We start from the raw sequence: 23,052 nt of genomic DNA, 5'->3' as shown, positions 1-23,052 counted from the left end.
GACCCCGACGACGAGGTCACGCTCTACGACGAGCACGTGGAGCGGATCGACCTGGAGGCCCTTGAGACCCCCGACCTGCTGGTGGTGCAGCCGTACATCACGTCCGCCCGGCGCAGCTACGAGATAGCCGACCACTTCCGCGCCCGCCGCGTCCACGTGGCCATGGGGGGCCTGCACGTGACCTCGCTCCCACAGGAGGCGGCGGCCCACGCCGACACGATCTTCACCGGCCCCGGCGAGGACACCTGGCCGCTGTTCCTGAAGGACTTCTGCGACGGCTCTCCCGCCCGCCGCTACGACTCGACGCAGCGCACGCTCGCCGGACTCCCGCCGGTGCGCCGTGACCTGATCAAGCGTCACCTCTATCTCGTTCCCCACTCGATCGTCGTGTCACGAGAGTGCCCACACCACTGCGACTTCTGCTACAAGGACGCCTTCTTCGAGGGTGGCAAGTCCTTCTACACCCAGGCCGTCGACGACGCGTTGGCGGAGATCGACCGCCTTCCCGGCCGCCACCTCTACTTCCTCGACGACCACCTGCTCGGCAACCGGCGCTTCGCGCAGGCCCTGTTCGACGGCATGTCCGGCATGGGACGGCTGTGGCAGGCGGCCGGCACGGTCAGCTCCGTCCTCAGGCCGGGTCTGCTGGAGCGGGCGGTGGAGGCGGGCCTGCGCAGTCTGTTCGTCGGCTTCGAGACCGTCAACGACGCGAACCTCGCCGAGCGGCGCAAGAACCAGAACATCGGCACGGACTACGCGGCGGCCGTACGGCGCCTGCACGACGCCGGGGTCATGGTCAATGCCAGCTTCGTCTTCGGGCTCGACCAGGACGGCCCGGACGTGTTCGACCGCACGGTGGAGTGGGCGGTCGAGCAGGGCATCGAGACGGCGACTTTTCACATCATGGCGCCGTATCCGTCGACCGGCCTGTGGCGGCAACTGGAGTCCGAGAGCCGGATCGTGCACCGCGACTGGGACCTGTACGACACCCGCCATGTCGTCTACCGCCCCAAGGGTATGACGCCACGTCAGCTGGAGGACGGCTACTGGCGGGCGTACCGCGACTTCTACCGCTGGTCCAGCATCTGGCGCGGCGCGGCGGCGCAGCCGGGCCCGCACGAGCGGCTGCGGCACCTCGCGTACGCCGGTGGCTGGAAGAAGTTCGAGCCGGCGTGGGACCTGCTGATCCGCTCGAAACGGGTGGTGCGGGCGCTGCCGGTGCTGGAGCGGACGCTGGCGGCGTTCGGAGGTCGCGCGTGACAAGGGCCACGGGAAGGGTCTCCCGCGTGCGGGGCATCTCGAATCTGGGATAGCATCCCGAATATGAAACGACCTGTCGGTGGAGCCGAGGAAGAGGTCGCCTCCGGCCCGGACCCCGTCGACGCCCGTCTCGGTGCCCGCCTCGCCGAGCTGCGGGCCGAACACGGCTGGTCCCTGGGGGAGTTGGCGGAGCGCAGCGGGGTGAGCCGGTCGACGCTGTCGCGGGCCGAGCGGGCGGAGATCAGCCCGACGGCCTCGCTGCTCAACCGGCTGTGCCACGTGTACGGGCGGACCATGTCGCAGCTGCTCAGCGAGGTCGAGGCCGACCACGCGCCGGTGGTGCGGGCCGCCGAGCAGACGGTGTGGCAGGACCGGGCCGCCGGGTTCGTCCGGCGGTCCGTGTCGCCCCCGCACGCCGGGCTGCGCGGCGAACTCGTCGAGGGACGGCTCGCCGCGGGCGCCGACATCGCGTACGACCGTCCGCCCGTGCCCGGCCTGGAGCAGCACATCTGGGTACTGGAAGGAAGCCTCGAGGTGACCGCTCAGGACGTCGGACACCACCTCGGCACCGGTGACTGCCTGCGGCTGCGGGTGTGGGGGCCGACGCGGTTCCGGTGTGCCGGTCCCGCGGACGCGCGCTACGTCCTGGCGGTGGTGCGACCGTGACGGTGACCGTGACCCGGCTCGACGCCGCCCACCTGCTCGACCGCGTCGAGGAGCTGGCCGAGCTGCTGACCGACACCGTGGCGGCCGGCGCCTCCGTCGGCTTCCTCGCGCCCCTCGATCACGCCGAGGCGGTCGCCTGGTGGAAGGAGCGGGCCGCGGGCGTGGCCGCCGGGCAGCTCGCCGTGTGGGCGGCGAACGACGAAGCGCGGACGGTCGGCACCGTCAGCCTCGCCTTTCCCGACAAGCCCAACAGCCGCCACCGCGCCGAGCTGGTCAAGCTGATGGTGCACCGGCACGCACGCGGACAGGGCCTCGGCCGCCGGCTGCTGACCACCGCGGAGGAGGCGGCCGGCGCGGCCGGCATCACCTTGCTGCACCTGGACACGGAGACCGACAGCCTCGCCGAGCGCCTGTACGACTCGGCCGGCTGGACGCGGGTCGGCGCGATCCCCGACTACGCGGCCAGCCCGGCCGGGGTGCTGCGGCCGACGACGATCTACTACAAGCACTTGGGAGCGGGATCCGTGACCAGGTGACTGTCAGTGGGTGCGGCTAGCGTGCGTGTCATGCCGGATGCCGAAGACGTACGCCGTACCGCCCTGTCCCTGCCGGACACGACGGAGAAGATCGCCTGGGGCATGCCCACGTTCCGGGTCGCGGGAAAGATGTTCGCCACGCTGCCGGAGGACGAGACCTCCCTCGCCGTGCGCTGCCCCAAGGACGAGCGCGACGAACTGGTCCTGGCGGAGCCGGAGAAGTTCTGGGTCGCCGACCACGAGGCGCAGTTCGCATGGGTCCGTGCCCGGCTCGCCGCGCTGGAGGACGAGGACGAGCTGCGCGACATCCTCGCCGACTCCTGGCGCCAGGCGGCCCCGCCCCGACTGCTGGCGGCCCACCCCGAGTTGGGGCTGCCCACCGTGCACTGAAAACCCCTCGGGCGTTGTCAGTGGGCCATGGCATGATCCGAAGGCACGGGGGCAGCCGGGGCAGGGAGGGGACTCCGGCTGCCACCAGGGGGGACCGTGTGGATCGGCCGGGAGGGGAGCGCCAAGGATGACCGGGACGCCATCGCAGTCGTCGCCCGGTGAGGCGGCGGCGCAGGGAGTCGCGCCGTCGGGCGGGGCCGGACCAGGACGGCATGACATCGTTGCCGGACCCGGAGACGGCACTTGGGTACGGCCGGTCTGGTCGCGGGACTTCGCGTTGTTCTTCGTCGCGCGGGCCGTCGCCCGCCTCGGCGACACCATGCTGCCCGTGGCACTGGCCGCGGGCCTGCTGCAGCACGGGTACGGCGTGGGCGCGGTCGGCCTCGCCATGGCCTCCACGGCCGCCGCGTTCGCCGGACTCGTGGTCTTCGGCGGGGTCATCGCCGACCGGTTCAGCACCCGCAGACTGATGATCGGCGCCGACCTCGTGCGGCTCGGCACCCAGTCCCTGGCCGCCGCGCTCTTCTTCTCCAGCCACGTGGTGCTCTGGGAGATCTGCGCGATCGGCTTGTTCAACGGCGTGGCCGGCGCGGTCTTTCAGCCCGGCGTGGCCAGCACGGTGCCCCGGCTGGCCTGCGACATCCAGGGCGCCATCGGCGCCATACGGATCGCCGAGTCCGCCGCCCAGCTCGCGGGCCCCGCCGTCGCGGGCGTGCTGGTCGGCCTCGCCTCGTCCGGCGCAGTGTTCGCGGCCCACGCCTCCACCTACGCGGTCAGCGCCCTCTGCCTGCTGCTGCTCCGCCTGCCCCCGCTCGCTCCCGGCAGCACTCCGGCCGGTCACGGGACGAGCACCTTCAAGGCCGATCTGGTCGAAGGATGGCGGGAGTTCAGGGCGCGCACCTGGCTGTGGGGCGTCATCGCCGTCTGGTGCCTGTACATGATCGCCGTCTGGGGCCCGACCGTCCCGCTGGTGGCCACGGAGGTGGTCCAGCAGCACGGCCCGCGCGCCTACGGCCTGGTCAACTCGGCCCTCGGCGCCGGCACCGTCGTCGGCGGGTTCCTCGCCCTGCGGCTGCGCCCGCGGCGCATGCTGCGCGCCGGCGCGCTCGCTCTCTTCGCCTTCGCCGGTTTCCCGGCGACCGTCGGAGCCGGCCTCGACGTACCGGTCATGGCGGCGGGAGCCGCCGTCGCCGGGGCCGGGATGTCGTTCTGGGGCGTGATGTGGGCGACCAGCGTCCAGACCCAGGTGCCGCCCGACGTCCTGAACCGCATCCACGCCTACGACGTGGCGGGCTCCCTCGCGATGATGCCCGTCGGCCAGGCCCTCGCCGGCCCGGCCGCGTCGGCCCTGGGCGCGGACCACGTGCTGCTGGTCGCCGGGGTGATGAGCTTCGTCGTACCGACCGCGCTGCTCGCGGTCCCCGCGATACGCGATCTGATACGCGCCGACGCGACGGCCCACGGCCCGGGCAGGGAGGCGAGACGCGGGAGGGCCCCGGAGCAGCGCTGACGACCGGACGCAGCTCTCACACCCCACCGCCGCGCGACCGCTGCTCAGGCCCCGACCACCAGACGCCCACCCCCGACGAACCCCGCGATCCGCTCCCGGAGGGAGCGGGCGTCGAGACCATGGGCGGCGACGTGCTCCTCGACGCGCCCGTAGCGCCGCAGTTCGCGGCGGCCCACGCCGAGGCCGAGGACGCGGTGCGGGACGTCGCGCAGCGCGTCGCTCACGGCCGCCGTCGACGTCCCCGCCAGGTACGGCTCGATCAGGACGACGTCCGTCCCGGCCGTCTGCACGGCCCGGCGCAGCGCGGCCGCGTCGAAGGGCCGTACGGTCGTCGCGTACAGCACGGTGACGTCGAGGCCCTCCGTCGCGGCGAGCGCCGCGTCGAGCATCGGCCCGACGGCGACCACGACACCCGAGCGGCCCTCACGGACGGTGAGGAAGCGCTCGCCGTCGACCGGACGGCGCTCGGCGTTCGACTGCACGGACAGCCGCACGTACACCTTCTCGTCGCCCGCGGCGACCGCGTGCCGCAGCAGGGTCTCGGCCTCGTCCGGGTGCCCCGGCACATGGACGGTCCAGCCGTCCAGGGTGTCGAGCAGCGCCACGTCGCCGGGCGCCATGTGCGTGTACCCGCCGGCGGGCCAGTCGAAGGAGGCGGCTGCGCTCACCAGCACCGCTCCCGCGTCCTGGTGCCCCAGGTCCAGCTTGACCTGCTCGAAGGGCCGCTCGACGAGGAAGCTGGCGAAGGTGTGCACCACCGGCCGCATCCCGGTCAGCGCCAGCCCCGCGCCGGCGCCGACGAGGAGCTGCTCGCGGATGCCGACGTTGATGACCCGGTCGGGGTGCCTGCGCCGGGCCTCGGCGAAGCCGTCCTTGCCGATCTCGGCGAGGACGACCGCGACTCGCGGATCCTCGTCCAGCAGGCGCGAGACGACGGGTGCGAAACGGTCACGCATGGTGTCCATGGAGGTCGAGCCCTTCGGCACGTCGGATGGAATGGGGGAGTGGGGGCGGCACGTCGGATGGGAGGGGGAGCGGGGGTGTGGGGCGGGGATTCAGGCGTTCTTCGGCTCCACCCGGGCCACGACCGCGTGCGGACGGCCCGGATGCGATGCGGTGAAGGCGGCGTACAGCGCCTCGTGGTCGCGGCCGTCGACGGTCACCGCCGACCAGCCCGCGGCCTCCAAACGGGCCGCGATCCCGCCCGGACGGGCGTGGCTGGCGGAGGCGTTGTCGATGACGACGGTGTGCAGCTGCTCTAGCCCCGCGGGCCCGGCGAAGGCGATCGCCTCGTGATTGCTGCCCTCGTCCAGCTCGGCGTCCCCGATCAGCACCCACACCCGTGGCCCGTCGAGCCCCTGGGCGCGCAGCCCCAACGCCGTGCCGACGGCGATCGGCAGCCCGTGCCCCAGTGATCCGCTGCCGATCTCCACGCCCGGCACGAGCGTGCGGTCCGGGTGGTGTCCGAGCGGCGAGTCGTAGGCGCCGAAGTTCGGCAGCCAGTCCACGGGTACGAAGCCCTTGGCGGCGAGGACCGCGTAGTACGCCATCGGCCCGTGCCCCTTCGACAGCAGGAACCGGTCCCGCTCCGGGTCGTCCCTCCGCTCCGGGCCGACCCGCAGCACGCGGTCGTAAAGCACCCAGAGCACGTCCAGCGTGGACGTGGCCGCCGGCCCGTGCTTCTCGTCGCCCGTCATCAGCCCCATGAGTCGGGGCAGGTCGGCGTACCCGTGGGTACGCCCGAGTTCCTCGGTGATCGTCATGCGGACGATCGTGCAACCTCAAGCGAACTTGAGGTCAACTGCGCGCCCGCGCCGCGGCCGCCGGAGTAACAGGTGTGCGCTCGCGCCCCGGCCGCCGGACAAACGGGTGCGCGACCACCGACCCGAGTGCGGTATTGTTTTCCTGCACGTTCGGCCGGGGGAAAGCCCAGGTCAGACGGGCAACGGGACGTGGCGCAGCTTGGTAGCGCACTTGACTGGGGGTCAAGGGGTCGCAGGTTCAAATCCTGTCGTCCCGACTCGAATGAGTCGCAGGTCAGGGGCGGTTTCGGAGTGATCCGAAACCGCCCCTTGATCATTCTTGGGGACCAGTTGGGGACCAGCGTTCCTTGACCGGCTCAGCGGGTGACGACGATCGGGCTCGGCAAGGAGCGCGGGGCGCGGAGCACGCTGAGGTGTGCGGTGAGGGCCGCGCCGGCGGCCGTGATCTTGTGCACGTCCGGGTGGAGGTAGCGCTGGGTGGTGGTCAGCGATCCGTGGCCGGCGATTCTGCGTAGGACGTGGACTTGGACTCCTGCGTCGGCGAACCAGGTCAGTCCGGCATGCCGGAGATCGTGGCGGCGCAGGTGTTCGTAGCCGAGCTTGGTGACCACGTCGTCCCAGTGGGTCGCGTCGCGCAGGACGGCGGTGGAGATGCGCCCGCCGCGTGGGCCGGTGAACAGGCGGGCGTCGGGGTCGGGGCCGGCGGACAGGATGCGCTGGGCGACAAGGGGGCGGATTTCCTCGATGATGGGGACCTTGCGGGCCCGCTTGCCCTTGGTGCCCTTGTCGGTCAGTCCGCCGGGTGCGGGTGTGGTCCGACGTCGCACGGTCCAGATCCACTGGCTGGTGTCGATGTCTCCGACACGGCATCCGGAGACCTCGCTAACCCCGCATCCGCTGCAGTGGACAGCGAGGAAGAGGCGCAGGAGTGGCTCGGGGTACGGAGCCGGTTCGCAGATGGGAGGCGTCCTCGGCGAACGTCACGTCTCGGACGTGGTGCTGGGCTTCGATCTTCCAGTGGCTGCGGATCAGCCGGGCGAGCTCGGCGGGTGTGGCCTGTTCCGCAGTGAGGCTGGTGGCTGCGTAGACGGTCTTGATGCTGACCTTGCCGGTCTTGCGGTCCACTCGGCGGCGCTTGAGCTGGACGGCCTGGCGGGCGCCGGGAAAGAGCAGGCTGTTCACCGTGCACACCTTGATGCGGCGGATCTCTCCGCGGCCGTGGCCGGTGTCGCGGGTGCGGCCCTGCAGCGGGATCTGCTTCCAGGGAAGGGACTTGAGTTGCTTGTGGAGCTTCTTCTGGTTCCCTTTCACGGTCACGACGTAGTGCGCGCCTCGGCCGAGCAGGTAGCTGGCGTGCTCGCGCTGGGTGTGCATGGCGTCGCTGGTCACGACCACGCCCGCCAGGTCGGCGAGGGTCTCCAACAGAGGCTGGAAGCAGGTGATCTCGTTGGTCTTCTCGCCTACGTCGAGTTGGGCCAGGACCAGGCCGGAGAGGTGGTCGCAGGCGGCGAGCAGATGAATCTTGCGGCCCGTGGCCCTGGCCGCTCCGCGCAGGGTCTTGCCGTCGACCGCCACTGCGTGCAGCCGACCGTCGGCCCCAGCGCGCCGGTCGGCCAGCCAGCGGCCCACCGCCGGGTCCAACGCGTCGCCGTCGATGCGGCCCAGCAGCCGCCGCAGGGTCGCCTCCGCTGGCAGGCACCGCTTCGGGGACAGCGGATCGGGCCGTACGCCAAGGCGCTCCAGGACGGACGGCGGGGCGTCGGTGATCCACTCACCCACCGCCAGCAGGGAGGTCGCTCCGGCCAGAACCGCGCACGCGGTCAGCGCGAGCACGACGACCAGAGCGTGCCGTACGCCGCGCGGATCGCGAGGGCGGGCACCTCGGCCAGTCGCTCCAGCAGGCCCGGGATCTCCTCGGGCACGGCCCCGGGATGCTCGCGGAGTTGGTCAAAGCCAGGCGGGATCGGCGATGCTGCGTCGGCAGGCACGGTTTTCCACTCGGATCACGGGCGTCGAGAACTCCATGATCTTGGAAGCCCGTGCCTGTCGCGTTCCCGGAACCCCGTTGAATTGACAGACCGTCACGAATCCGGCGTCAAGCGACTACGGCGAAGCCCTGGCTGCCCGCCCAACAACGAACCCCCGCTCTTCCGCGCTGGAAGGACGGGGGTTTGCTGTGGGGAGGTCGCGTTCGCAGGTTGCGATCGTCGACCGGGACGGTGCGGTGCAAGTCAACCGGAATCTACCCAACGGGGTCGGGACGGTGCTGCGGGTGATCGGCGATCCACGTTCTTGCGGTCCACGCGCCGTGCCACGGGCCGGTGGTGCCAGGCGTTTTCACGCCCGCCCTGGGGCATGTCATCCGCCCGCGGCGTCCTCGGCCTCCCAGCGCAGCAGGTCGCCCGGCTGGCACTCGAGCACCTCGCAGAGCGCGGCGAGCGTCGCGAAGCGCACCGCCTTGGCGCGGCCGTTCTTGAGTACCGCCAGGTTGGCGGGCGTGATCCCTACGCGGTCCGCGAGCTCGCCCACGGACATCTTCCGCCTGGCCAGCATCACGTCGATGTCGACGGCGATCGGCATCAGATCACCTCGTCCAACTCGGCCTGCATCTGCGCCGCTTCGATGTCGCGCGCGACGGCCTGGGCGAGCAGCATCCGCAGCACGAGCACGATGAGCGCGACCCCCAGGATGGCCACGCCAACCCCGCCCATGATGACGGTGACGCCCGGGTCGGCCCGCTGGCCCGGCGCATTGAGGACCGTGACCGCGAACCACACGAGGGCAGCCGCCACGATCGCGCCGATCACGGCGTCCACGTACCGGAAGGCGGCGTGGGAGAACACGGTTCCGCGTCGCACCATCGTCACCAGCCGCCATACGCAGATCAGGGCGACCTGGACCGACGCCATGCCCAGGATCGTGATCACGCGCAGCGGGGTCAGCGGGAGCGACCCGTCCTCCGGGTCGGTGGCCAACGCCCACACCATCAATGCCTGTACGAACACGGTGCCGGCGAGCACCACCACGAGCACGGCGCGCAGCGCACCCACTATCAGCTTTCCCACTGCCCATCCTTCCATCGAGTCGCGATGGAAACCTATTGAATTTCGATAGATGAAGCAAAGGTTGGGGCGGAGGATGGGCGGCGGTTTCGCACCGTGGCGGTGCGCCGCCACCCCTCCCATGGCATGGCGTTCGCGCGAACCGTCTTGATCTTGTCGAAGTCGGCCTCGCTTGAGCACAAATCGGACGCCACCCGACTACGCCGAAGCCCTGGAAAGTGGGACAGCACGCTCAGCGCGGCATCAGCGGGACCTGCACAAGCCAGACTCTTCACAGCGGCCGTTCCTTCACGCGACGTTGCTCGACACCTCGAAGCGTGAAGAACGGCCGTCCTGCTGTCTCAGAAAGACGCCAAGATCAGCAGGTCAGGTGACCCGGCGAGGTTAAACGCCAAGCGTACGTCCAGGAGTCCGGGCGTCTTCCCAGCTCAGAAGGGATGTGAGTGATGTAACCGGACGTCAAGCTCAGGGTAGCCAGCCGGTGGAAGTCCGGTCCGGGGAGACGCCAGGGTCCCTGGTAGCTGACTCCCGGCGTCACTCGAAATGGTGGCGTCGAAGTGGAGTGACAAGCGCCCTTCTGGCCGGGGAGGCGGCGAGGACGACCCCACCGACCCCCAGAGCCGCCGTCACCGGCTCGAAGCCGAACCGGACCACGGCCCAGACGGCCACCGCGACCCCCGTGAGCCAGAGAGCCAGGGCCCCGCGCTCTCTGTTCGTCATGGAATCATGAAATCCCAACTCGCCTGGCCCGTCTACGGAACAAGCGAGGGCTTCGGCGTCCCGTCACCAGTTCGGGGTGTACGTGCGCGCACACCCCTGGCGGCGGTCGGCGGCCCCGGCTCGGTCGTGAACGTCCTTACCGCGGCCGGACGTCGGCCCGCGAGACGGCCAGGTACCCGACGAAGGCCACGATGGCGGCCGTCCAGGAGAGGGTGACCGGGCCGAGGCCCAGACCGAGGCCGCCGCGGCCGGGGGAGAGGGCCATCCAGTCGGCCAGCGAGGCGCCGAGGGGGCGGGTGATGACGTACGCGGTCCAAAAGGCGGTCACCGGGCCCAGCGCGCCACGGTGATGGGCGAGGGCGGGGACGCAGATCGCGACGCCGAACAGGACGACGGAGCCGAGGTAGCCGAGGCCGATGGTGGCGGTGAGGTCGCCCGCTGCCGTGCCGAGCGCGAAGGTGGCCAGGACGGCGGCCCAGTAGAAGGTCTCGCGGCGGCGGGTGTGGATGCTGTGGATCGACAGGGTCCGCTCGACGGCGTACCAGAGGGCGAAGACGGCGGCCAGTGCGGCCATGAAGGCGGGCGTCGAGACGGCGTAGGGGACGCCGAGGCCGACGTGCAGGACGTCGGCGGCCATGGTGCCGAACACGCTGACCATGACGATGGCGGTCCAGTAGATCCAGGCCACGTACCGGCGGACGGCGAACTGCAGGGCCAGTGAGGCCAGCAGGGCGAGGCCGCCGAGCGCGACCGCCGGGACCGGGCCGAGGAGATGGGCCAGGAAGTCGGACGCCGTCTCGCCCATGCCGGTGGTCAGCACCTTGATGATCCAGAAGTAGACGGTCACTTCCGGCACCTTGTTCGCCGTGCGGCGGATACGGGAGTGGCTGGTGCGGGAGTGGCTGGTGCGGGGGTGGCTTGTGCGGGAGTGGCTGGTGCGGGAGTGGTGATCGTCGCGGCGGTCATCAAGGACGTGCTCTGTGGTCATGGCGCGCACGATCGCATGGTCAACTGCCGTCTTCCCAGACCCCTTTGCCAGGGTTTTGGGACTTCTGGGGCAGGCGTTGCCCGACGGCCCCGGGAACCTGAGAGCAACCTGAACACCCCCGCGGAGTCCCTGGTCACAGCGGTGGGGCGGCTGATACGAAGGAGCGTTCTGCGGTGGTGTCCCGGGGCCGTGTCCGGGGTTTCAGGACGCCGTGTTGAGCTTGGCGTACCGCGCCTGGACGATCTTGGGGTAGCGGGCGGTGAAGACGGCCGGGACCACGAAGCCGAGCACCTGGATCGTGATCTTGACCGCCGTGCCCGCGCCGGTGGCGTCGCAGACGGTCAGGGCGGCAGCGGTCACCAGGAAGGCGGTGGCCCACACCGCGGTGATGACGTTGTTGATGCGCAGGAACTGCGGTGTCTTCCAGAACTTCTCCGGCACGGTGCGCCGGGCGATGCCGAGCGTGAAGGGACGGCGGACGGCGAGGGTGGTCCCCGCGGTCACCGCCAGCCAGCCGAAGGAGATCGCCCCGCCGTAGTCCGCCACCTTCGAGTGCGGCGCGGCGAAGGCGACCGCGGTCAGGACGACGAAGAAGCACGCGGTGCTGAACTCCAGGATGAGCGCGTCCGCGGGCACCCCCGCCCTGCGGTTTACGGCTATGAGGACCAGGGCAACGACCAGTCCGGTGAGAGCACTCCACTGCCAGCCGAGCGGCGACAGGCAGGCGTAGGCGATCCAGGGGAGGAAGCCGCGCAGGTAGTGCATGGGAACCCCTTCCCGGGGTCAAATTCCACTGCTGACAGGTCGAAGTTACGGGGTCACATGTGACATGTCAAACGTGGAGGTACGGTGGACCCATGAGCCTTCGCCACGCACTGCTCGGTCTCCTGGTGGACCGGTCCGCCAGCGGCTACGACCTGATGAAGCTGTTCGACACGTCGCTGGCGCACGTCTGGCCGGCGACGCAGAGCCAGATGTACGGCGAACTGAACCGGCTCGCGAGCGCCGGACTGGTCGACGTGTCCGCACAGGGGCCCCGCGGCCGCAAGGAGTACACGCTCACCGACAAGGGCCGTGAGGAGCTGGCTCGTTGGCTGGCCGCGCCCACTCCGCCGCAGCCGCGCCGCAGCGAGCTGCTGCTGAAGGTGTTCTTCCTTGATCTGGCCACCGGTGACCAGGCCCGCGCGATCCTGGGCGAGCGCGAGCGGCAGGCGGTGGCCGAACACGAGCGGCTCTCAGCGCTGCGTGCCGCGCTGGGCGGGGACGACGGCCCGCTGACCGTCAACGGCCGGATCGGGCTCGAATACGGGCTGCGCCTGGCCGAGATGGAGCGGGACTGGGCCCGCTGGGCCGCCGCGCAGCTGGCGCCGCGCGAGGAGGTGGCGGCCGCGGCCCCAGGCGAGAGCTGACCGGCCGCGGCGCCCGCACCGACGGTGCGCCGGGCGCCGTTCAGTACACGTAACCGACATGCGCGAGGGCCTGCTTGAGGAGGACGCCGTGTCCGCCCGGCATCTCGCTCTGCACCGCCGGGGAGGCGGCCTCCTGCGGGCTGAACCAGACCAGGTCGAGGGCGTCCTGCCGGGGGCGGCAGTCGCCGGTCACCGGGACGATGTAGGCGAGCGACACGGCGTGCTGTCGGGGGTCGTGGAAGGGCGTGATGCCCGCCGTCGGGAAGTACTCGGCGACGGTGAAGGGCTGCAGGGAGGCGGGCACGCGGGGCAGCGCCACCGGGCCGAGGTCCTTCTCCAGGTGGCGCAGCAGGGCGTCCCGCACGCGCTCGTGGTGCAGCACCCGGCCGGAGACCAGGGTCCTGCTGACCGTTCCGTCCGGACCGATGCGAAGGAGCAGGCCGATGCTGGTCACTTCACCGCTGTCGTCGACGCGCACGGGCACCGCCTCGACGTACAGGATCGGCATGTGGGCGCGCGCCTGCTCGAGTTCGTCGGTGGTCAGCCAACCGGGCGTGGTTTCGGTCATGTCAGACATTGCTTGATCATACTTTCAGGGGTTCCGGCGTCGTGCGTGCCGCTCCGGAGCAACTGTGAGCGGCCCCACGTCATTTCAGGTTTCTCCTGCACCGTCGGTGAGTTCGTAGATGCGGTGTGCGTTGTCCCGTCCCGTCCACCGGACGATCCGGAGCGCGTCCGCCGGGCTCAGTTCGTCGGCGTCCACCCGGTCCTGCAGCAGTCCGGCCAGGCCCTGCCGGAAGGCCACCGCCCCGAGGTGGTGGAACTCGGCCACACCGTAGGCGTCGGAGCTGTACAGCAGTTTGCGGAACGGTGTGATCTCCAGGGCCTCCTCCAGGATCGCGCGGGCCCGGGCGGGACCGACGTGGTGCAGGGTCAGGCCGACATCCAGGTACACCTGCTCGAAGACCGCCGCGAGGTAGGCGGCCTGGCGCTGGTAGGGCCAGCAGTGCAGCAGCAGGACCGGGATCGTGCCGGCGGTCAGATGCAGCCAGTCGGTGAGGTGGGTGGGGTCGACGCGGTGCAGGCGGATGTCGTTGTCGCCGAACCCGGTGTGCAGTTGGAGGGGCAGACCGAGGTCGACGGCCGTCCACAGCAGGTGCCGGACGAGGACCGGGTCGTCGAGGCGGCGGCCGGCACCGGCGAGCCAGCGCGCGGCCGCCTGCGCGACCTCCGCGTCCGACGGGCGGGCCGGGTCGAGGTCGAAGCCGGTGCGGTAGGCGGCCACCGATTTCACGCCCACCACGCCCGGCCGCCGTGCGGCTTCGTGGGCGGCTTCGCGGAAGACGGCTCCGTACTCGTGGGGCTCAACTCCCTTGGCCACCAGAGCCTCGGCGACGCTCTCCAGCCGTACGACCTCGTACGCGACCGCGTCACCGCCCGCGGCCGCGGCCAGCTCCGCCGGGGACGTGAGGCGGTCCGGCGCGTACCCGGTGTCGACGCAGAACACGCCCGAGCCCGCGGCGGCGAGGAAGCGCCGGTTCGCCTCGTGCGCGCCCAACTCCGCCCGCCGGGCGAGGTATGCGTCGGCCGGGGCGTGGCGCGGCAGGTCGAGCACCGGGGCGCAGTGGCGGCGGACGGCCACGCCGACAGGGGAGTCGAAGGGCGAGATCCCGCTGCCGGGCCACACCTCGCCCTCGGTGAGCAGGGTTTCGAAGCCCGCACGGTCCAGGTCGGCGGTGACGACTCCGTGGCAGTGGTGGTCCACGAGCGGCAGGGCGGCGAGTGCCTCGTGGACCGGCCCGGCACCGCGTGCTACGCCGCCCATCGTCAGTACTTCCAGCGGTACGCCGCCGCCACCTGCTCGTCGTCCAGCCCGTCGACGGCCGCGATCTCGCCCTGGCGCACGGCGATCACCGCGTCGGCCAGGACCGGGCCGAGGGCGGTGCGCAGCAGTTCGTCCTTGCGGAACTCCGCGACGGACTCCTCCAGCGAGGTCGGCAGGCGCCGCACGCGGCGGGCCGCCGCCTCCGCCTCGCCGAACCGTGCCGGATCCCCGGTGATCTCCTCCGGCAGGGGCGCGGACGACGTGAGGCCGTCCATCCCGGCGGCGATCAGGCAGCCGAGGGCGAGGTAGGGGTTGGCGGCGAGGTCGACCGGCTTGACCTCCAGGTTGGCGGCCTGGTCGCGCTGGCCCTGTGTGCCGGTGACGACACGCACCGCGGCCTCGCGGGTCTCGCGGCCCCAGGCGGTGAACACCCCGGCCCACTGGGAGGGTTTGAGCCGCAGATGGCTGGCCGGACTCGGCGCGGTCACCGCCGTGAGAGCCGGGAGGCGGGCGAGCAGCCCGGCGGCGAAGGACTCGGCCTCGGCCGTCATGCCGTACCGGCCCCCGCCGCCGGAGTGCAGGTTCACCGCGTCGCGCCAGGCCGAGAGGTGGACATGGCCGCCGTTGCCGACGCCCTGCGCGAAGACGGCCGGGGCGAAGGAGACCTTCAGGCCGTGCCGCTGCGCCACGGCCCGGACGGTCTGCCGCACCAGCACGCTCCGGTCGGCCGCCGCCACCGGGTCCAGCGCCCCCACCGAGATCTCGAACTGCCCGGCCGCGTACTCGGGATGGATCTGCTCGACGTCCACGCCCTGCGCCGCGAACGCCGCCAGCAGGTCGGCGGTGTAGTCGCTCAGCTCGACCTGCCGGGTGGCGCCGTACGCCGGACCCGACACCGCCGGCACGAACTCGCCGTCGGGCGCCTCGCCTCGGCCGACGGCCCACTCGACCTCGATGCCCGCCTTGAAGGTGATGCCGTGGCGCTGCTCCGCGTCGGCGACGATCCGGCGCAGGAAGGTACGGCTGCACCCGGGGTGCCGCTCGCCCTCCTGCGTGATCCGGTCCACCGGGGCCCATGCCCAGCCCGGCTGCCCGGACAGGACGACCAGGTGGTCGAGGTCGGGGTAGAGCCGCAGGTCGCCGTCCGGGGAGCCGAGGACGCCGGTGGTCACGATGGAGTCGTTCGCCAGGAACGTGTCGAACACCGGCGACATGCCCACCCCCCAGGCCGCGGCGGCGGGCAGCTTCGCCGTCGGGACGGTCTTCACCCGTCCGATCCCGGCGGTGTCGACGTAGGCCAGGACGACGCCGTGCACGCCCCGCCCGGCCAGCTCGCCGCTGAGCGCGGTGGCCCGTTCGACGTCACCGGGACGCCCACCGGGGACGGGATCGACAAGGGTGGTCATACGTCCTCCTCGACGAGCACGGGTGAGCCGGCGGCCGGTGTGCCGCCCGCGTCAGGGTTTCACGGCCACCGCACCGAACTGCGGTACCGCGGCGGCGGGGGAGCCGGACTCGGCGCGCCACTGCGAACACGGCACCAGGCCCGGGTCGAGCAGGTCCAGCCCTTCGAAGAACGCGGCGATCTTCGCGCGGCTGCGGGCGGTGATCGGGGGTGTGGCGTTCTCGTTCCAGAACTCCATGGCCTGGATGTTGCCCTCGCCGCCGAGGTCGGCGTCGAAGGTGGGGTGCGTCAGGACCAGGAAGCTGCCGGAGGGGACCGCCGCCATCGCCCGGCGGACGATGTCCCGCGCCTTGTCGGTGTCCAGGACGAAGTTGAGGATGCCCAGCATCATCACCGCGACGGGCTTGCCGAAGTCGAGGGTCGCCGCGGCGCGTTCGACGATCGCGTCCGGGTCGTGCACGTCGGCGTCGATGTAGTCGGTGACGCCCTCGGGGGTGCTGGTCAGCAGGGTGCGGGCGTGGGCCAGGACGATCGGATCGTTGTCGACGTACACGATCCGTGCCTCGGGAGCGATCCGCTGGGCGATCTCGTGCGTGTTGTCGACCGTCGGCAGCCCCGTGCCGACGTCGAGGAACTGCCGCACTCCGCGCTCGGCGGCCAGGAAGCGCACCGCCCGGCCGAGGAACTCGCGGTCCGCGCGGGCCACGTCCCGGATCACGGGGAACATGCCGGCGACGTGTTCGCCGACCTGCTCGTCGACCTCGTAGTGGTCCTTGCCGCCGATCCAGTAGTTCCACACGCGCGCGTTGTGCGCCACACCGGTGTTCAGCCTCGGCGACCCGCCCGACGGGGTGTGGCTCTCGCTCACGTCTGCACTCCTGGTTCTTCTCGGTTCAGCGGTGTTTCTCGGCGTTTCTCGGCGTTTCTCAGCGTTTCTCGCAAGGTGCGGCCGTCGCCGCCATTGTGCCGCCCGGTGATCACGCTGTCCCGGGAATCGGCCTACCCGGCAGGACGAGGATTTTGGTCAGGGCTCTTGCTTAAAAGGTGTAAGCCATGTTTCGCTGGGCTCCTAGTTAGGAGCCCTGACCAAAGGAGGTCGACGATGACCGCCACGACCGAGCGGGAGCAGCCCGCTCAGGCCCTGCCCCACTGGGAGACGACTCCGGAGGACCTGCCCGCGGCGATCCGGGAGATCAAGCACGCGCTACGGGCCCGCATCGAGGCCTCGGGCCGGAGCGTGGAGGAGGTCTTCGCCGTCGTGGAGCGGCGGGTCGCCGCCCGCGTCGCCGAGATCAAGGCCGAGAAGGAGCGCGGCGAGACCGTCTGGCCCGTCATCGACTACGCCGACCTCGAGAACGGCACGGTGACCCCGCAGCAGATGGCCAAGCTCAAGAAGCGCGGCTGTCTGGTCGTGCGCGGTCACTTCGACCGGGAGCAGGCGCTGAAATGGGACGCGGACATCGTCGACTACGTCGAGCGGAACCACTTCTTCGAGACCTACTCCGGTCCCGGCGACGACTTCTTCGGCAGCGTCGGCTCGAAGCCCGAGATCTACCCGATCTACTGGTCGACGGCCCAGATGGAGGCCCGGCAGAGCGACCGCATGGCCCGGGTCCAGTCCTTCCTCAACTCCTTCTGGAAGCACGAGTCGGACGGGGTGCAGTGGTTCGACCCCGACCGGGACGCGATGTACCCGGACCGGATCCGGCGCCGCCCGCCGGGCACCGACTCCGGCGGCCTGGGCACGCACTGCGACCCCGGCACGCTGGACCTGTGGATGACCCAGGCGTACCAGAAGGCGTTCCGGCACCTGTTCGACGGCAGCGTCGAGGAGTACGACCCCTGGGACGCCTCGTACCGCACCGCGGGCCCGCAGTACCCCGGCACCACCATGTGCTCGGCCTTCCGCACCTTCCAGGGCTGGACCGCCCTGTCGGACATGGACCACGACCAGGGAGTCCTGCACACCGTCCCGATCCCCGAGGCGATGGCGTACCTGCTGCTCCGCCCGCTGCTGCCGGACGTGCCCGAGGACGACATGTGCGGCGTCACCGTCAACCAGGTCTTCCCGGCGAGCGAGCAGTGGCATCCCCTGCTGATGGAGGCCCTCACCGGCATCCCCGACGTCCGGGCCGGCGACTCCGTGTGGTGGCACTGCGACATGATCCACAGCGTCGCGCCGGTGAGGAACCAGAAGGGCTGGGGCAACGTCATGTACATCCCGGCCGCCCCCTGGTGCCCGCGCAACGAGAAGTACGCCGCCCACGTCCGTGAGGCGTTCGCCACCGGGTCCAGCCCGAGCGACTTCCCCGAGGAGCACTACGAGCGCTCCTGGACCGGGCGCTTCACCGCCGACCGGCTCAACGAGACCGGCCGCCGAGGGCTCGGCCTCTAGTCAGGAAGGAGCCCTTACCGCTACGCGGTCGGTAGGCTGGTGGAGCCGCCATGCGGCGACACAGGCCTGACGACGAGAGGTGCGATGGAGATCCGCCGGGAGCTCGCGGGAGCGGCCCTGCCGAGCATGGCTCTGGTGCGGGAGCTGACCGACCAGATCGTGCTGGACACCGTGTTCGAGCAGGCGCCCGTCACCCGCGCGGAGATCGCGCAGCGCACCGGCATCTCCAAGACCACCGTCTCGGAGTCGGTGCGGCGGCTGGAGGGGATGAAGCTGCTGCGGCCGGCGGGCGAGCAGCGGGGCCGGCAGGGCCGTGTGGGCACCTACTACCAGGTGGCCGCCGACGCGGGCTTCGTCATCGCCGTCGACCTGCATCCGACCGAGATCCAGCTGTGCGCCGCCGACCTCTTCGGCCGCCCGTTCCTGCAGAGCACGCACCAGCCGATGCGGCCGCGCAACCCCGAGCACACTGCCCGGCAGCTGCGCACCCTCGTGGCCGGCGCCGTCGAGCAGGGCAGCGTCGAACACGGACGGCCGCTGGCCGTCGGGATCTCGGTGGCCAACCCGGTCGACCCGAAGACCTCCGCCGTGGTCCCGCTCCGGGACACCCCCTACCCCGGTGGCGTCTTCCAGCCGCAGGAAGCCCTCGCCGACCTCACCGACGCCCCGCTGCTGGTGGAGAACGACGTCAACCTCGCCGCCGTCGCCGAACGCTGGCACGGCGCGGGCCGCGACGCCGACAGCTTCGCCTACGTCTACATCGGCGCCGGCCTCGGCATGGGCCTGGTCATCGGCGACCGGCTCGTCCAGGGCGCGCGCGGGGTGGCCGGCGAGATCGGCTACCTCAGCGTCAGCTCCCAGCCGCCGGGCACCCCGCACGGCCTCGCCCGCGCCGTCGCCGCGGCGGGTTTCCGCGCGGGACAGCTGCCGGAGACCGACGGCGTCGATCCCGTGGCCGCGGCCCGCGAGATCCTGCGGCGGGCCGAGGAGGGTGACGCCGAAGCCCGGGCGGTCGTCGCGGAGGAGGGCCGCACCATCGGCGAGGCGATCGCCACCGTCTGTGCGGTCGTCGACCCCGAGCTGGTCCTCCTCGGCGGCTCCATCGGCTCTCACCCCGCCCTGCTCGACCCCGTCCGCGAGGCGGTGCAGGCCCTCGCCCCGCTGCCGCCGCCCGTCGAACCGGGCGCCCTGGGCGACGCCGCCCCGCTGCGCGGCGCCCTCACCGTTGCCCTCCGCCGCGCCCGCGCCGACCTGCGCACCCGCGCCGGGACCGGCTGACGGCGTGCCGGAACGCTCCCCGTGAACGGCAACGAACCTCCTCGCGCACGGCAACGGAGCCGGCGCACGACCCCGGCGCCTCATCGCGCCCGCCACGGAAAACAGGACATGCCCTCCACCCCCTCGCCCCTCCTCACCACCCCCGCACTGCCCACCGGTCCCGCCGACATCAAACTGATCGTCACCGACATGGACGGCACGCTGCTGGACGACGCCAAGCGGTTCCCCGCGGGCCTGTGGCCGACACTGGCCGAACTGCGCCGCCGCGGCGTGCTCTTCAGCCCGGCGAGCGGCCGCCAGTACGCCACGCTGGCGGAGCAGTTCGGGGACGAGGGGCAGGGCATGGTGTTCATCGCCGAGAACGGCACCTACGTCGTCCGGGACGGCGTGGAGCTGAGCTCGGACCCGCTGGACCCGGCCGTCGCGGCCCGCCTCGTCCATGCCGTACGGCACCTCGTGGCCCAGGGCGTGGACGTGGGCGCCGTCGTCTGCGGCAAGCGGTCGGCCTACGTCGAGCGGACCGACGAGGCCTTCCTGGCCGAGGTGCGCCAGTACTACGTGCGACACCGGATCGTCGAGGACGCGGCCGCCGTCGACGACGACATCATCAAGGTGGCCCTTTTCGACTTCGGACCGGCCGAGCGGACCACCGCCCCGGCCCTGGAGCCGTTCGCCGCCACCCACCAGGTCGTCGTCTCCGGCGAGCACTGGGTCGACGTCATGAACCGCACCGCCAACAAGGGCGCCGCCCTGCGCAGGCTTCAGCACGAGCTCGGCATCACGCCCGCGCAGACCATGGTGTTCGGCGACTACCTCAACGACCTGGAGATGCTGGACGCCGCCGAGTGGGCGTTCGCCATGGCCAACGCCCACCCGGAGGTCGTCCGCCGGGCCCGCTACCTGGCCCCGTCCAACAACGACAACGGCGTCCTGCGCACCATCGCCGGCGTGCTGCACCTGCCGACAGCGGACGCCTGAGCACCGTCGCGCGCACCTGCCCGTTCCGCTGTCGACACCGGTTTCGCGACGCTGAACGGCCGCCTCGACGTGGCGCTGCAGCGGACGTCCACGGCGGAGGGCGACATTGCTGACCTGCGGGCGGATGTGGAGGCGTTGAAGCGGTCGCGCTGGCCGCTGCCGTCCGTTGCCGCGGTGGCCGGGGTGGGTGGTCTCGTGTTGTCGCTGTGGCAGGCCGCGGGCCGCTGACTACGGGGGACGGGCTGCTGAAGCCCCGCCATCGTGCGGGGCTTCAGCGCGTTACGCAGCCTCCATGACCTCGGCCCGTACCGCCTCCGCCCACTCCACAACGAGCTGCTCATACTCCGCTCGCTGCTCCGGGTTGAGGCGTCCGCCGGCGCGTTCCCACAGAGCGCGGATGTCCTCGTTGAGAACGGCAGAAGACCGCACGGAGCCAAGGCCGGACGCGTTGGGGGGCATGGCATAAGCCTACGGGCGGGTATCACAAACGACGCGCCCCCGTACACCCCCCACCAGCAGTACCGTGGACAGACACATACCTTCTGGCGGGGGTACACATGAATACCAGTATCGGCGACCGCATTCGCAGCCTGCGCGAGTTCCGCGATCTCACCCAAGAGGGACTCGCCTCCCGCGCCGGCGTCCACGTCGACACCATCCGCAAACTCGAGCAAGGCGTACGCCAGTCCGCACGCATCAACACCTTGCGTGCGCTCGCCCGCGCTCTCGATGTCCAGCTCGAGCGTTTGGTAGGACAGCCCACCGTGACCCAAGAACTCGTCGACGACGGCGGCCTGCTCGAGCTGCGCGACGCCATCCAGGACATTGGCGCCCTCCCCGGTGTCTCCTTGAGCGAGAGCCTCGAGGATCCGCCCGACGAGCAGGAGTGGGCGGACAGCGTACGGGACGCCACCACTACCTACTGGCGCGGCGACTACTCCCAACTCGCGAGTGTCCTGCCGCTTCTGATGCGCGACGGGCGGGCCGTCGCCCGCGAGACACCGACCGAGCGGGTGTGGCGGCAACTCGCCCTCACCTACCAACTCGCCGCCTGCCTCGCCGCCCAAGCAGGACATCCGGACTGGGCCTTCGCGGCCGTCGAAAAGCAGCTTGCCGCCGCGGCCCGCGCCGCCGACCCGCTCATGGAGGGCATGGGCGTCTCAACCCTGTCGTGGGTGCTGCTGCGTCAGGGACGGTGGGAACAGGCGCAGGATGTCGCGGTGCGGAAGGCCGACGCCCTGGAGCCCAGTTTCCGGAAGTCGACGGCGGCGCAGTTGGCCGTGTACGGGAACCTCCTCATCGCGGCCGCCACGCCCGCGGCGCGCGGTGACGAGCGTGACGAGGCCATTCAGATGCTGACTGCTGCTGAGGCTGCGGCGATCCGCTCCGGGCCTGTACGCGCGTACGGCACCGCCTTCAGCGTGGTCGACGTCCGTACCCAGAAGGTGAACATCGCGCTCGCCGGGAGCGCAGGCCGGCCGGACGAGGCGCTCCGCTTCTCGAGCGACGTGAGACTCGAGGAGATCTCACGGCCGGTGCATTCCGCCGCCTACCGGGTCGACGTTGCACAGGCGCAGTACCAGACGGGGGACAGTGACGGCGCCCTCGCCACGCTGCTCGAGGTGGAGACCGAACAGCCGGAGTGGATCCGTTTCCAGACGCTCGCCGCGGCGACCGTACGGGAGATGCTCGAGACGGAGCGCCGCCGGAACACGCCGCTGCGGGGGCTCGCCGCGCGGCTGGGGGTGGACCCGACTTTGTGAGCGGGTAGGACAACACGTCCTAGTGCGGGGAGAATTGACGGTGCGACTGATGGCTCACGTCACTGGGCTGTGATCACGCATGCACGTAGCGTGATCTGTGTCACGCGGCGCTGGCCCCTACCCCCGCCAAAGGTTGGGCCAGCGCCGCACCCCGCAGCCCAGGGAGCGATCGTGAGCGCCAGTGTGAGAGGCCTTCTATCCGTAGAGCTAGCCGTGGATGGCCTGTCCGAGCAGCAGGCCCCCGGCACCGCGATGAGTCTCCCGTCCGGGTTCGAGCCGCCACGCCGGGCTGGCGGTGCCCAATGACCGGCACAGTGAAGACGGACAGTGACACCCGTCCGCTGGACACCGAAACGATGCGCGAGAACGTCGGCCGCCTGCTCCTGCCCGAGAAGGAGCCGCCGACTGGCAAGGAACTGGACACTCTGACCGGCCTGCTGCGCGGGCACATGGAGCTGATCATCCCGGAGGTCCAGGCGGCGGCGAAGCTGCCCAAGGACGACATCCCCCGGTATTGCGCGCTCGCCTGCGTCGGTGAGGCCCGCGGCCGGCTCAGGGCCGAGCCGAGCCCCGCACCAGGCGGAGCCATCGCCTACGCCCGCAGGTTGGCCCGCTCGCTGAATGCCCTCGTGGACCACTACGAGGCACTGACCGGCGTGACGATGTGCCTGGCCTGCGACAAGCCGATCGGGGAGCACGAGGAGTCACTGCCGTACGACCACGTCAGCCCAGACGGAGGCGCAACCAGAGCAGGCCGCATCCACGCCCGCTGCGCCAACACCGTGCGCCGTCGTCGCTGACGAGCGCCGTCCCGCCCCGGCGACAGGGGCCACATGGCGGCCGTATCGGGTCAGGGCCGCAACACAGACGCCCGTCCCGTCGGAGGTCCGGAAGCCTCCTCGGGTGCACGACGGCGCGGAGACCGCATCTCCGTCAACCGATCGCCAGATCATGGAGGTCAGCTATGGACATGGCCAACCTGTACGAGATGCCGGCAGTTGCCGACGCTCCGGCCAAGAAGTGGTGCGGCGGCGACAACGAGACCTGCATCGTCACCACGCCCCTGGCAGGCGTGGACGCGTTCGTCGTCGGCGACTCCAAGCC

25 protein-coding genes and 1 tRNA gene are annotated in these 23,052 nt (G+C 71.3%); 12 read left to right on the top strand and 14 right to left on the bottom strand.

Going from position 1 to position 23,052, the window contains the following annotated elements:
- Positions 1–36: 36 nt before the first annotated feature.
- The 5 genes from ABZV31_RS20855 to ABZV31_RS20835 all read left to right on the top strand — a co-directional run bounded on the left by ABZV31_RS20855 (position 37) and on the right by ABZV31_RS20835 (position 4,362).
- Positions 37–1,260, top strand: coding sequence for a radical SAM protein (locus ABZV31_RS20855; RefSeq protein WP_355895772.1), 1,224 nt, complete (start codon positions 37–39; stop codon positions 1,258–1,260).
- 63 nt (positions 1,261–1,323) lie between these two features.
- Entirely contained in the window at positions 1,324–1,926 is a 603-nt protein-coding gene (locus ABZV31_RS20850) for an XRE family transcriptional regulator (RefSeq protein WP_355895769.1), read from the top strand.
- Positions 1,927–1,928: 2 nt separating this feature from the next.
- Positions 1,929–2,462, top strand: coding sequence for a GNAT family N-acetyltransferase (locus ABZV31_RS20845; protein WP_355895860.1), 534 nt, complete (start codon positions 1,929–1,931; stop codon positions 2,460–2,462).
- Positions 2,463–2,492: 30 nt separating this feature from the next.
- Entirely contained in the window at positions 2,493–2,852 is a 360-nt protein-coding gene (locus tag ABZV31_RS20840; protein WP_355895766.1) for an MmcQ/YjbR family DNA-binding protein, read from the top strand.
- Positions 2,853–2,979: 127 nt separating this feature from the next.
- On the top strand, positions 2,980–4,362 hold the full coding sequence (locus ABZV31_RS20835; protein WP_355895764.1) for an MFS transporter: 1,383 nt from the start codon (positions 2,980–2,982) through the stop codon (positions 4,360–4,362).
- Positions 4,363–4,406: 44 nt separating this feature from the next.
- Here the strand turns inward: ABZV31_RS20835 and ABZV31_RS20830 are convergent, their stop codons facing one another.
- Positions 4,407–5,327 (bottom strand): transketolase C-terminal domain-containing protein, encoded by a 921-nt coding sequence (locus ABZV31_RS20830; protein ID WP_355895761.1) that lies wholly within the window; start codon positions 5,325–5,327, stop codon positions 4,407–4,409.
- A 90-nt stretch (positions 5,328–5,417) separates the two neighbouring features.
- Entirely contained in the window at positions 5,418–6,125 is a 708-nt protein-coding gene (locus ABZV31_RS20825; RefSeq protein ID WP_355895758.1) for a transketolase, read from the bottom strand.
- Between the two features lie 183 nt (positions 6,126–6,308).
- Between ABZV31_RS20825 and ABZV31_RS20820 the strand changes: the two genes are divergently transcribed.
- Positions 6,309–6,382: transfer RNA gene (locus ABZV31_RS20820), tRNA-Pro, on the top strand.
- A gap of 99 nt (positions 6,383–6,481) precedes the next feature.
- Here ABZV31_RS20820 and ABZV31_RS20815 read toward each other — a convergent pair.
- From ABZV31_RS20815 to ABZV31_RS20785, 7 genes are all read right to left on the bottom strand, one after another.
- Positions 6,482–6,979: a tyrosine-type recombinase/integrase gene (locus tag ABZV31_RS20815; protein ID WP_355895857.1), complete on the bottom strand. Its 498-nt coding sequence runs from the start codon at positions 6,977–6,979 to the stop codon at positions 6,482–6,484.
- 28 nt (positions 6,980–7,007) lie between these two features.
- The gene (locus ABZV31_RS20810; RefSeq protein WP_355895756.1) at positions 7,008–7,958 is read right to left on the bottom strand and encodes an ISAs1 family transposase; all 951 of its coding nucleotides are present in this window, start codon (positions 7,956–7,958) and stop codon (positions 7,008–7,010) included.
- Between the two features lie 525 nt (positions 7,959–8,483).
- On the bottom strand, positions 8,484–8,705 hold the full coding sequence (locus ABZV31_RS20805) for a helix-turn-helix transcriptional regulator (RefSeq protein ID WP_030724363.1): 222 nt from the start codon (positions 8,703–8,705) through the stop codon (positions 8,484–8,486).
- Positions 8,705–9,190: a DUF2975 domain-containing protein gene (locus ABZV31_RS20800; RefSeq protein ID WP_355895752.1), complete on the bottom strand. Its 486-nt coding sequence runs from the start codon at positions 9,188–9,190 to the stop codon at positions 8,705–8,707. Before ABZV31_RS20800 ends, ABZV31_RS20805 begins: the two co-directional genes overlap by 1 nt.
- Before the next feature lie 531 nt (positions 9,191–9,721).
- Positions 9,722–9,907: a hypothetical protein gene (locus ABZV31_RS20795; RefSeq protein ID WP_355895749.1), complete on the bottom strand. Its 186-nt coding sequence runs from the start codon at positions 9,905–9,907 to the stop codon at positions 9,722–9,724.
- Between the two features lie 136 nt (positions 9,908–10,043).
- Complete coding sequence (locus tag ABZV31_RS20790; RefSeq protein ID WP_355895746.1) at positions 10,044–10,895, bottom strand: hypothetical protein; 852 nt, start codon at positions 10,893–10,895, stop codon at positions 10,044–10,046.
- 201 nt (positions 10,896–11,096) lie between these two features.
- Positions 11,097–11,660, bottom strand: coding sequence for a hypothetical protein (locus ABZV31_RS20785; RefSeq protein WP_355895744.1), 564 nt, complete (start codon positions 11,658–11,660; stop codon positions 11,097–11,099).
- A 92-nt stretch (positions 11,661–11,752) separates the two neighbouring features.
- Here ABZV31_RS20785 and ABZV31_RS20780 point away from each other — a divergent pair, with 92 nt between their 5' ends.
- On the top strand, positions 11,753–12,304 hold the full coding sequence (locus tag ABZV31_RS20780) for a PadR family transcriptional regulator (RefSeq protein WP_355895741.1): 552 nt from the start codon (positions 11,753–11,755) through the stop codon (positions 12,302–12,304).
- Positions 12,305–12,344: 40 nt separating this feature from the next.
- Here the strand turns inward: ABZV31_RS20780 and ABZV31_RS20775 are convergent, their stop codons facing one another.
- The 4 genes from ABZV31_RS20775 to ABZV31_RS20760 all read right to left on the bottom strand — a co-directional run bounded on the left by ABZV31_RS20775 (position 12,345) and on the right by ABZV31_RS20760 (position 16,402).
- Complete coding sequence (locus tag ABZV31_RS20775) at positions 12,345–12,872, bottom strand: NUDIX hydrolase family protein (RefSeq protein WP_355895854.1); 528 nt, start codon at positions 12,870–12,872, stop codon at positions 12,345–12,347.
- Positions 12,873–12,956: 84 nt separating this feature from the next.
- On the bottom strand, positions 12,957–14,129 hold the full coding sequence (locus tag ABZV31_RS20770) for an amidohydrolase family protein (RefSeq protein WP_355895738.1): 1,173 nt from the start codon (positions 14,127–14,129) through the stop codon (positions 12,957–12,959).
- A gap of 2 nt (positions 14,130–14,131) precedes the next feature.
- The gene (locus ABZV31_RS20765; RefSeq protein WP_355895736.1) at positions 14,132–15,535 is read right to left on the bottom strand and encodes a glutamine synthetase family protein; all 1,404 of its coding nucleotides are present in this window, start codon (positions 15,533–15,535) and stop codon (positions 14,132–14,134) included.
- A gap of 51 nt (positions 15,536–15,586) precedes the next feature.
- A complete protein-coding gene (locus ABZV31_RS20760; RefSeq protein WP_355895734.1) occupies positions 15,587–16,402 on the bottom strand; it encodes an SAM-dependent methyltransferase in 816 nt (271 codons plus the stop codon).
- Positions 16,403–16,636: 234 nt separating this feature from the next.
- Here ABZV31_RS20760 and ABZV31_RS20755 point away from each other — a divergent pair, with 234 nt between their 5' ends.
- The 3 genes from ABZV31_RS20755 to ABZV31_RS20745 all read left to right on the top strand — a co-directional run bounded on the left by ABZV31_RS20755 (position 16,637) and on the right by ABZV31_RS20745 (position 20,185).
- Positions 16,637–17,929 (top strand): DUF1479 domain-containing protein, encoded by a 1,293-nt coding sequence (locus ABZV31_RS20755; RefSeq protein WP_355895732.1) that lies wholly within the window; start codon positions 16,637–16,639, stop codon positions 17,927–17,929.
- A gap of 84 nt (positions 17,930–18,013) precedes the next feature.
- Complete coding sequence (locus tag ABZV31_RS20750) at positions 18,014–19,207, top strand: ROK family transcriptional regulator (protein WP_355895729.1); 1,194 nt, start codon at positions 18,014–18,016, stop codon at positions 19,205–19,207.
- Positions 19,208–19,315: 108 nt separating this feature from the next.
- Positions 19,316–20,185 (top strand): Cof-type HAD-IIB family hydrolase, encoded by an 870-nt coding sequence (locus ABZV31_RS20745; protein ID WP_355895727.1) that lies wholly within the window; start codon positions 19,316–19,318, stop codon positions 20,183–20,185.
- 279 nt (positions 20,186–20,464) lie between these two features.
- On the opposite strand, the gene ABZV31_RS20740 is transcribed toward ABZV31_RS20745, so the two are convergent.
- Positions 20,465–20,644, bottom strand: coding sequence for a hypothetical protein (locus ABZV31_RS20740; RefSeq protein ID WP_355895724.1), 180 nt, complete (start codon positions 20,642–20,644; stop codon positions 20,465–20,467).
- A gap of 98 nt (positions 20,645–20,742) precedes the next feature.
- Between ABZV31_RS20740 and ABZV31_RS20735 the strand changes: the two genes are divergently transcribed.
- Together ABZV31_RS20735 and ABZV31_RS20730 are read left to right on the top strand one after the other, a co-directional pair.
- On the top strand, positions 20,743–21,948 hold the full coding sequence (locus tag ABZV31_RS20735) for a helix-turn-helix transcriptional regulator (protein WP_355895721.1): 1,206 nt from the start codon (positions 20,743–20,745) through the stop codon (positions 21,946–21,948).
- Between the two features lie 302 nt (positions 21,949–22,250).
- Positions 22,251–22,748: a DUF6415 family natural product biosynthesis protein gene (locus ABZV31_RS20730; RefSeq protein WP_355895719.1), complete on the top strand. Its 498-nt coding sequence runs from the start codon at positions 22,251–22,253 to the stop codon at positions 22,746–22,748.
- Positions 22,749–23,052: the final 304 nt, after the last annotated feature.

Source organism: Streptomyces sp. NPDC005202, from assembly GCF_040608235.1.
Lineage (GTDB): Bacteria > Actinomycetota > Actinomycetes > Streptomycetales > Streptomycetaceae > Streptomyces.
The sequence above is the reverse complement of the archived record's forward strand: the minus strand, read 5'-3'. Positions and strand labels throughout refer to the sequence as shown.

Bases quoted from the DNA above. Each gene is read 5' to 3' on its own strand.
- ABZV31_RS20780 (WP_355895741.1), top strand. From the start codon at position 11,753: ATGAGCCTTCGCCACGCACTGCTCGGTCTCCTGGTGGACCGGTCCGCC.
- ABZV31_RS20730 (WP_355895719.1), top strand. From the start codon at position 22,251: ATGACCGGCACAGTGAAGACGGACAGTGACACCCGTCCGCTGGACACC.
- ABZV31_RS20755 (WP_355895732.1), top strand. From the start codon at position 16,637: ATGACCGCCACGACCGAGCGGGAGCAGCCCGCTCAGGCCCTGCCCCAC.
- ABZV31_RS20835 (WP_355895764.1), top strand. From the start codon at position 2,980: ATGACCGGGACGCCATCGCAGTCGTCGCCCGGTGAGGCGGCGGCGCAG.
- ABZV31_RS20750 (WP_355895729.1), top strand. From the start codon at position 18,014: ATGGAGATCCGCCGGGAGCTCGCGGGAGCGGCCCTGCCGAGCATGGCT.
- ABZV31_RS20775 (WP_355895854.1), bottom strand. From the start codon at position 12,872: ATGACCGAAACCACGCCCGGTTGGCTGACCACCGACGAACTCGAGCAG.
- ABZV31_RS20830 (WP_355895761.1), bottom strand. From the start codon at position 5,327: ATGGACACCATGCGTGACCGTTTCGCACCCGTCGTCTCGCGCCTGCTG.
- ABZV31_RS20850 (WP_355895769.1), top strand. From the start codon at position 1,324: ATGAAACGACCTGTCGGTGGAGCCGAGGAAGAGGTCGCCTCCGGCCCG.
- ABZV31_RS20840 (WP_355895766.1), top strand. From the start codon at position 2,493: ATGCCGGATGCCGAAGACGTACGCCGTACCGCCCTGTCCCTGCCGGAC.
- ABZV31_RS20825 (WP_355895758.1), bottom strand. From the start codon at position 6,125: ATGACGATCACCGAGGAACTCGGGCGTACCCACGGGTACGCCGACCTG.
- ABZV31_RS20790 (WP_355895746.1), bottom strand. From the start codon at position 10,895: ATGACCACAGAGCACGTCCTTGATGACCGCCGCGACGATCACCACTCC.
- ABZV31_RS20795 (WP_355895749.1), bottom strand. From the start codon at position 9,907: ATGACGAACAGAGAGCGCGGGGCCCTGGCTCTCTGGCTCACGGGGGTC.
- ABZV31_RS20735 (WP_355895721.1), top strand. From the start codon at position 20,743: ATGAATACCAGTATCGGCGACCGCATTCGCAGCCTGCGCGAGTTCCGC.
- ABZV31_RS20770 (WP_355895738.1), bottom strand. From the start codon at position 14,129: ATGGGCGGCGTAGCACGCGGTGCCGGGCCGGTCCACGAGGCACTCGCC.
- ABZV31_RS20785 (WP_355895744.1), bottom strand. From the start codon at position 11,660: ATGCACTACCTGCGCGGCTTCCTCCCCTGGATCGCCTACGCCTGCCTG.
- ABZV31_RS20805 (WP_030724363.1), bottom strand. From the start codon at position 8,705: ATGCCGATCGCCGTCGACATCGACGTGATGCTGGCCAGGCGGAAGATG.
- ABZV31_RS20745 (WP_355895727.1), top strand. From the start codon at position 19,316: ATGCCCTCCACCCCCTCGCCCCTCCTCACCACCCCCGCACTGCCCACC.
- ABZV31_RS20765 (WP_355895736.1), bottom strand. From the start codon at position 15,535: ATGACCACCCTTGTCGATCCCGTCCCCGGTGGGCGTCCCGGTGACGTC.
- ABZV31_RS20740 (WP_355895724.1), bottom strand. From the start codon at position 20,644: ATGCCCCCCAACGCGTCCGGCCTTGGCTCCGTGCGGTCTTCTGCCGTT.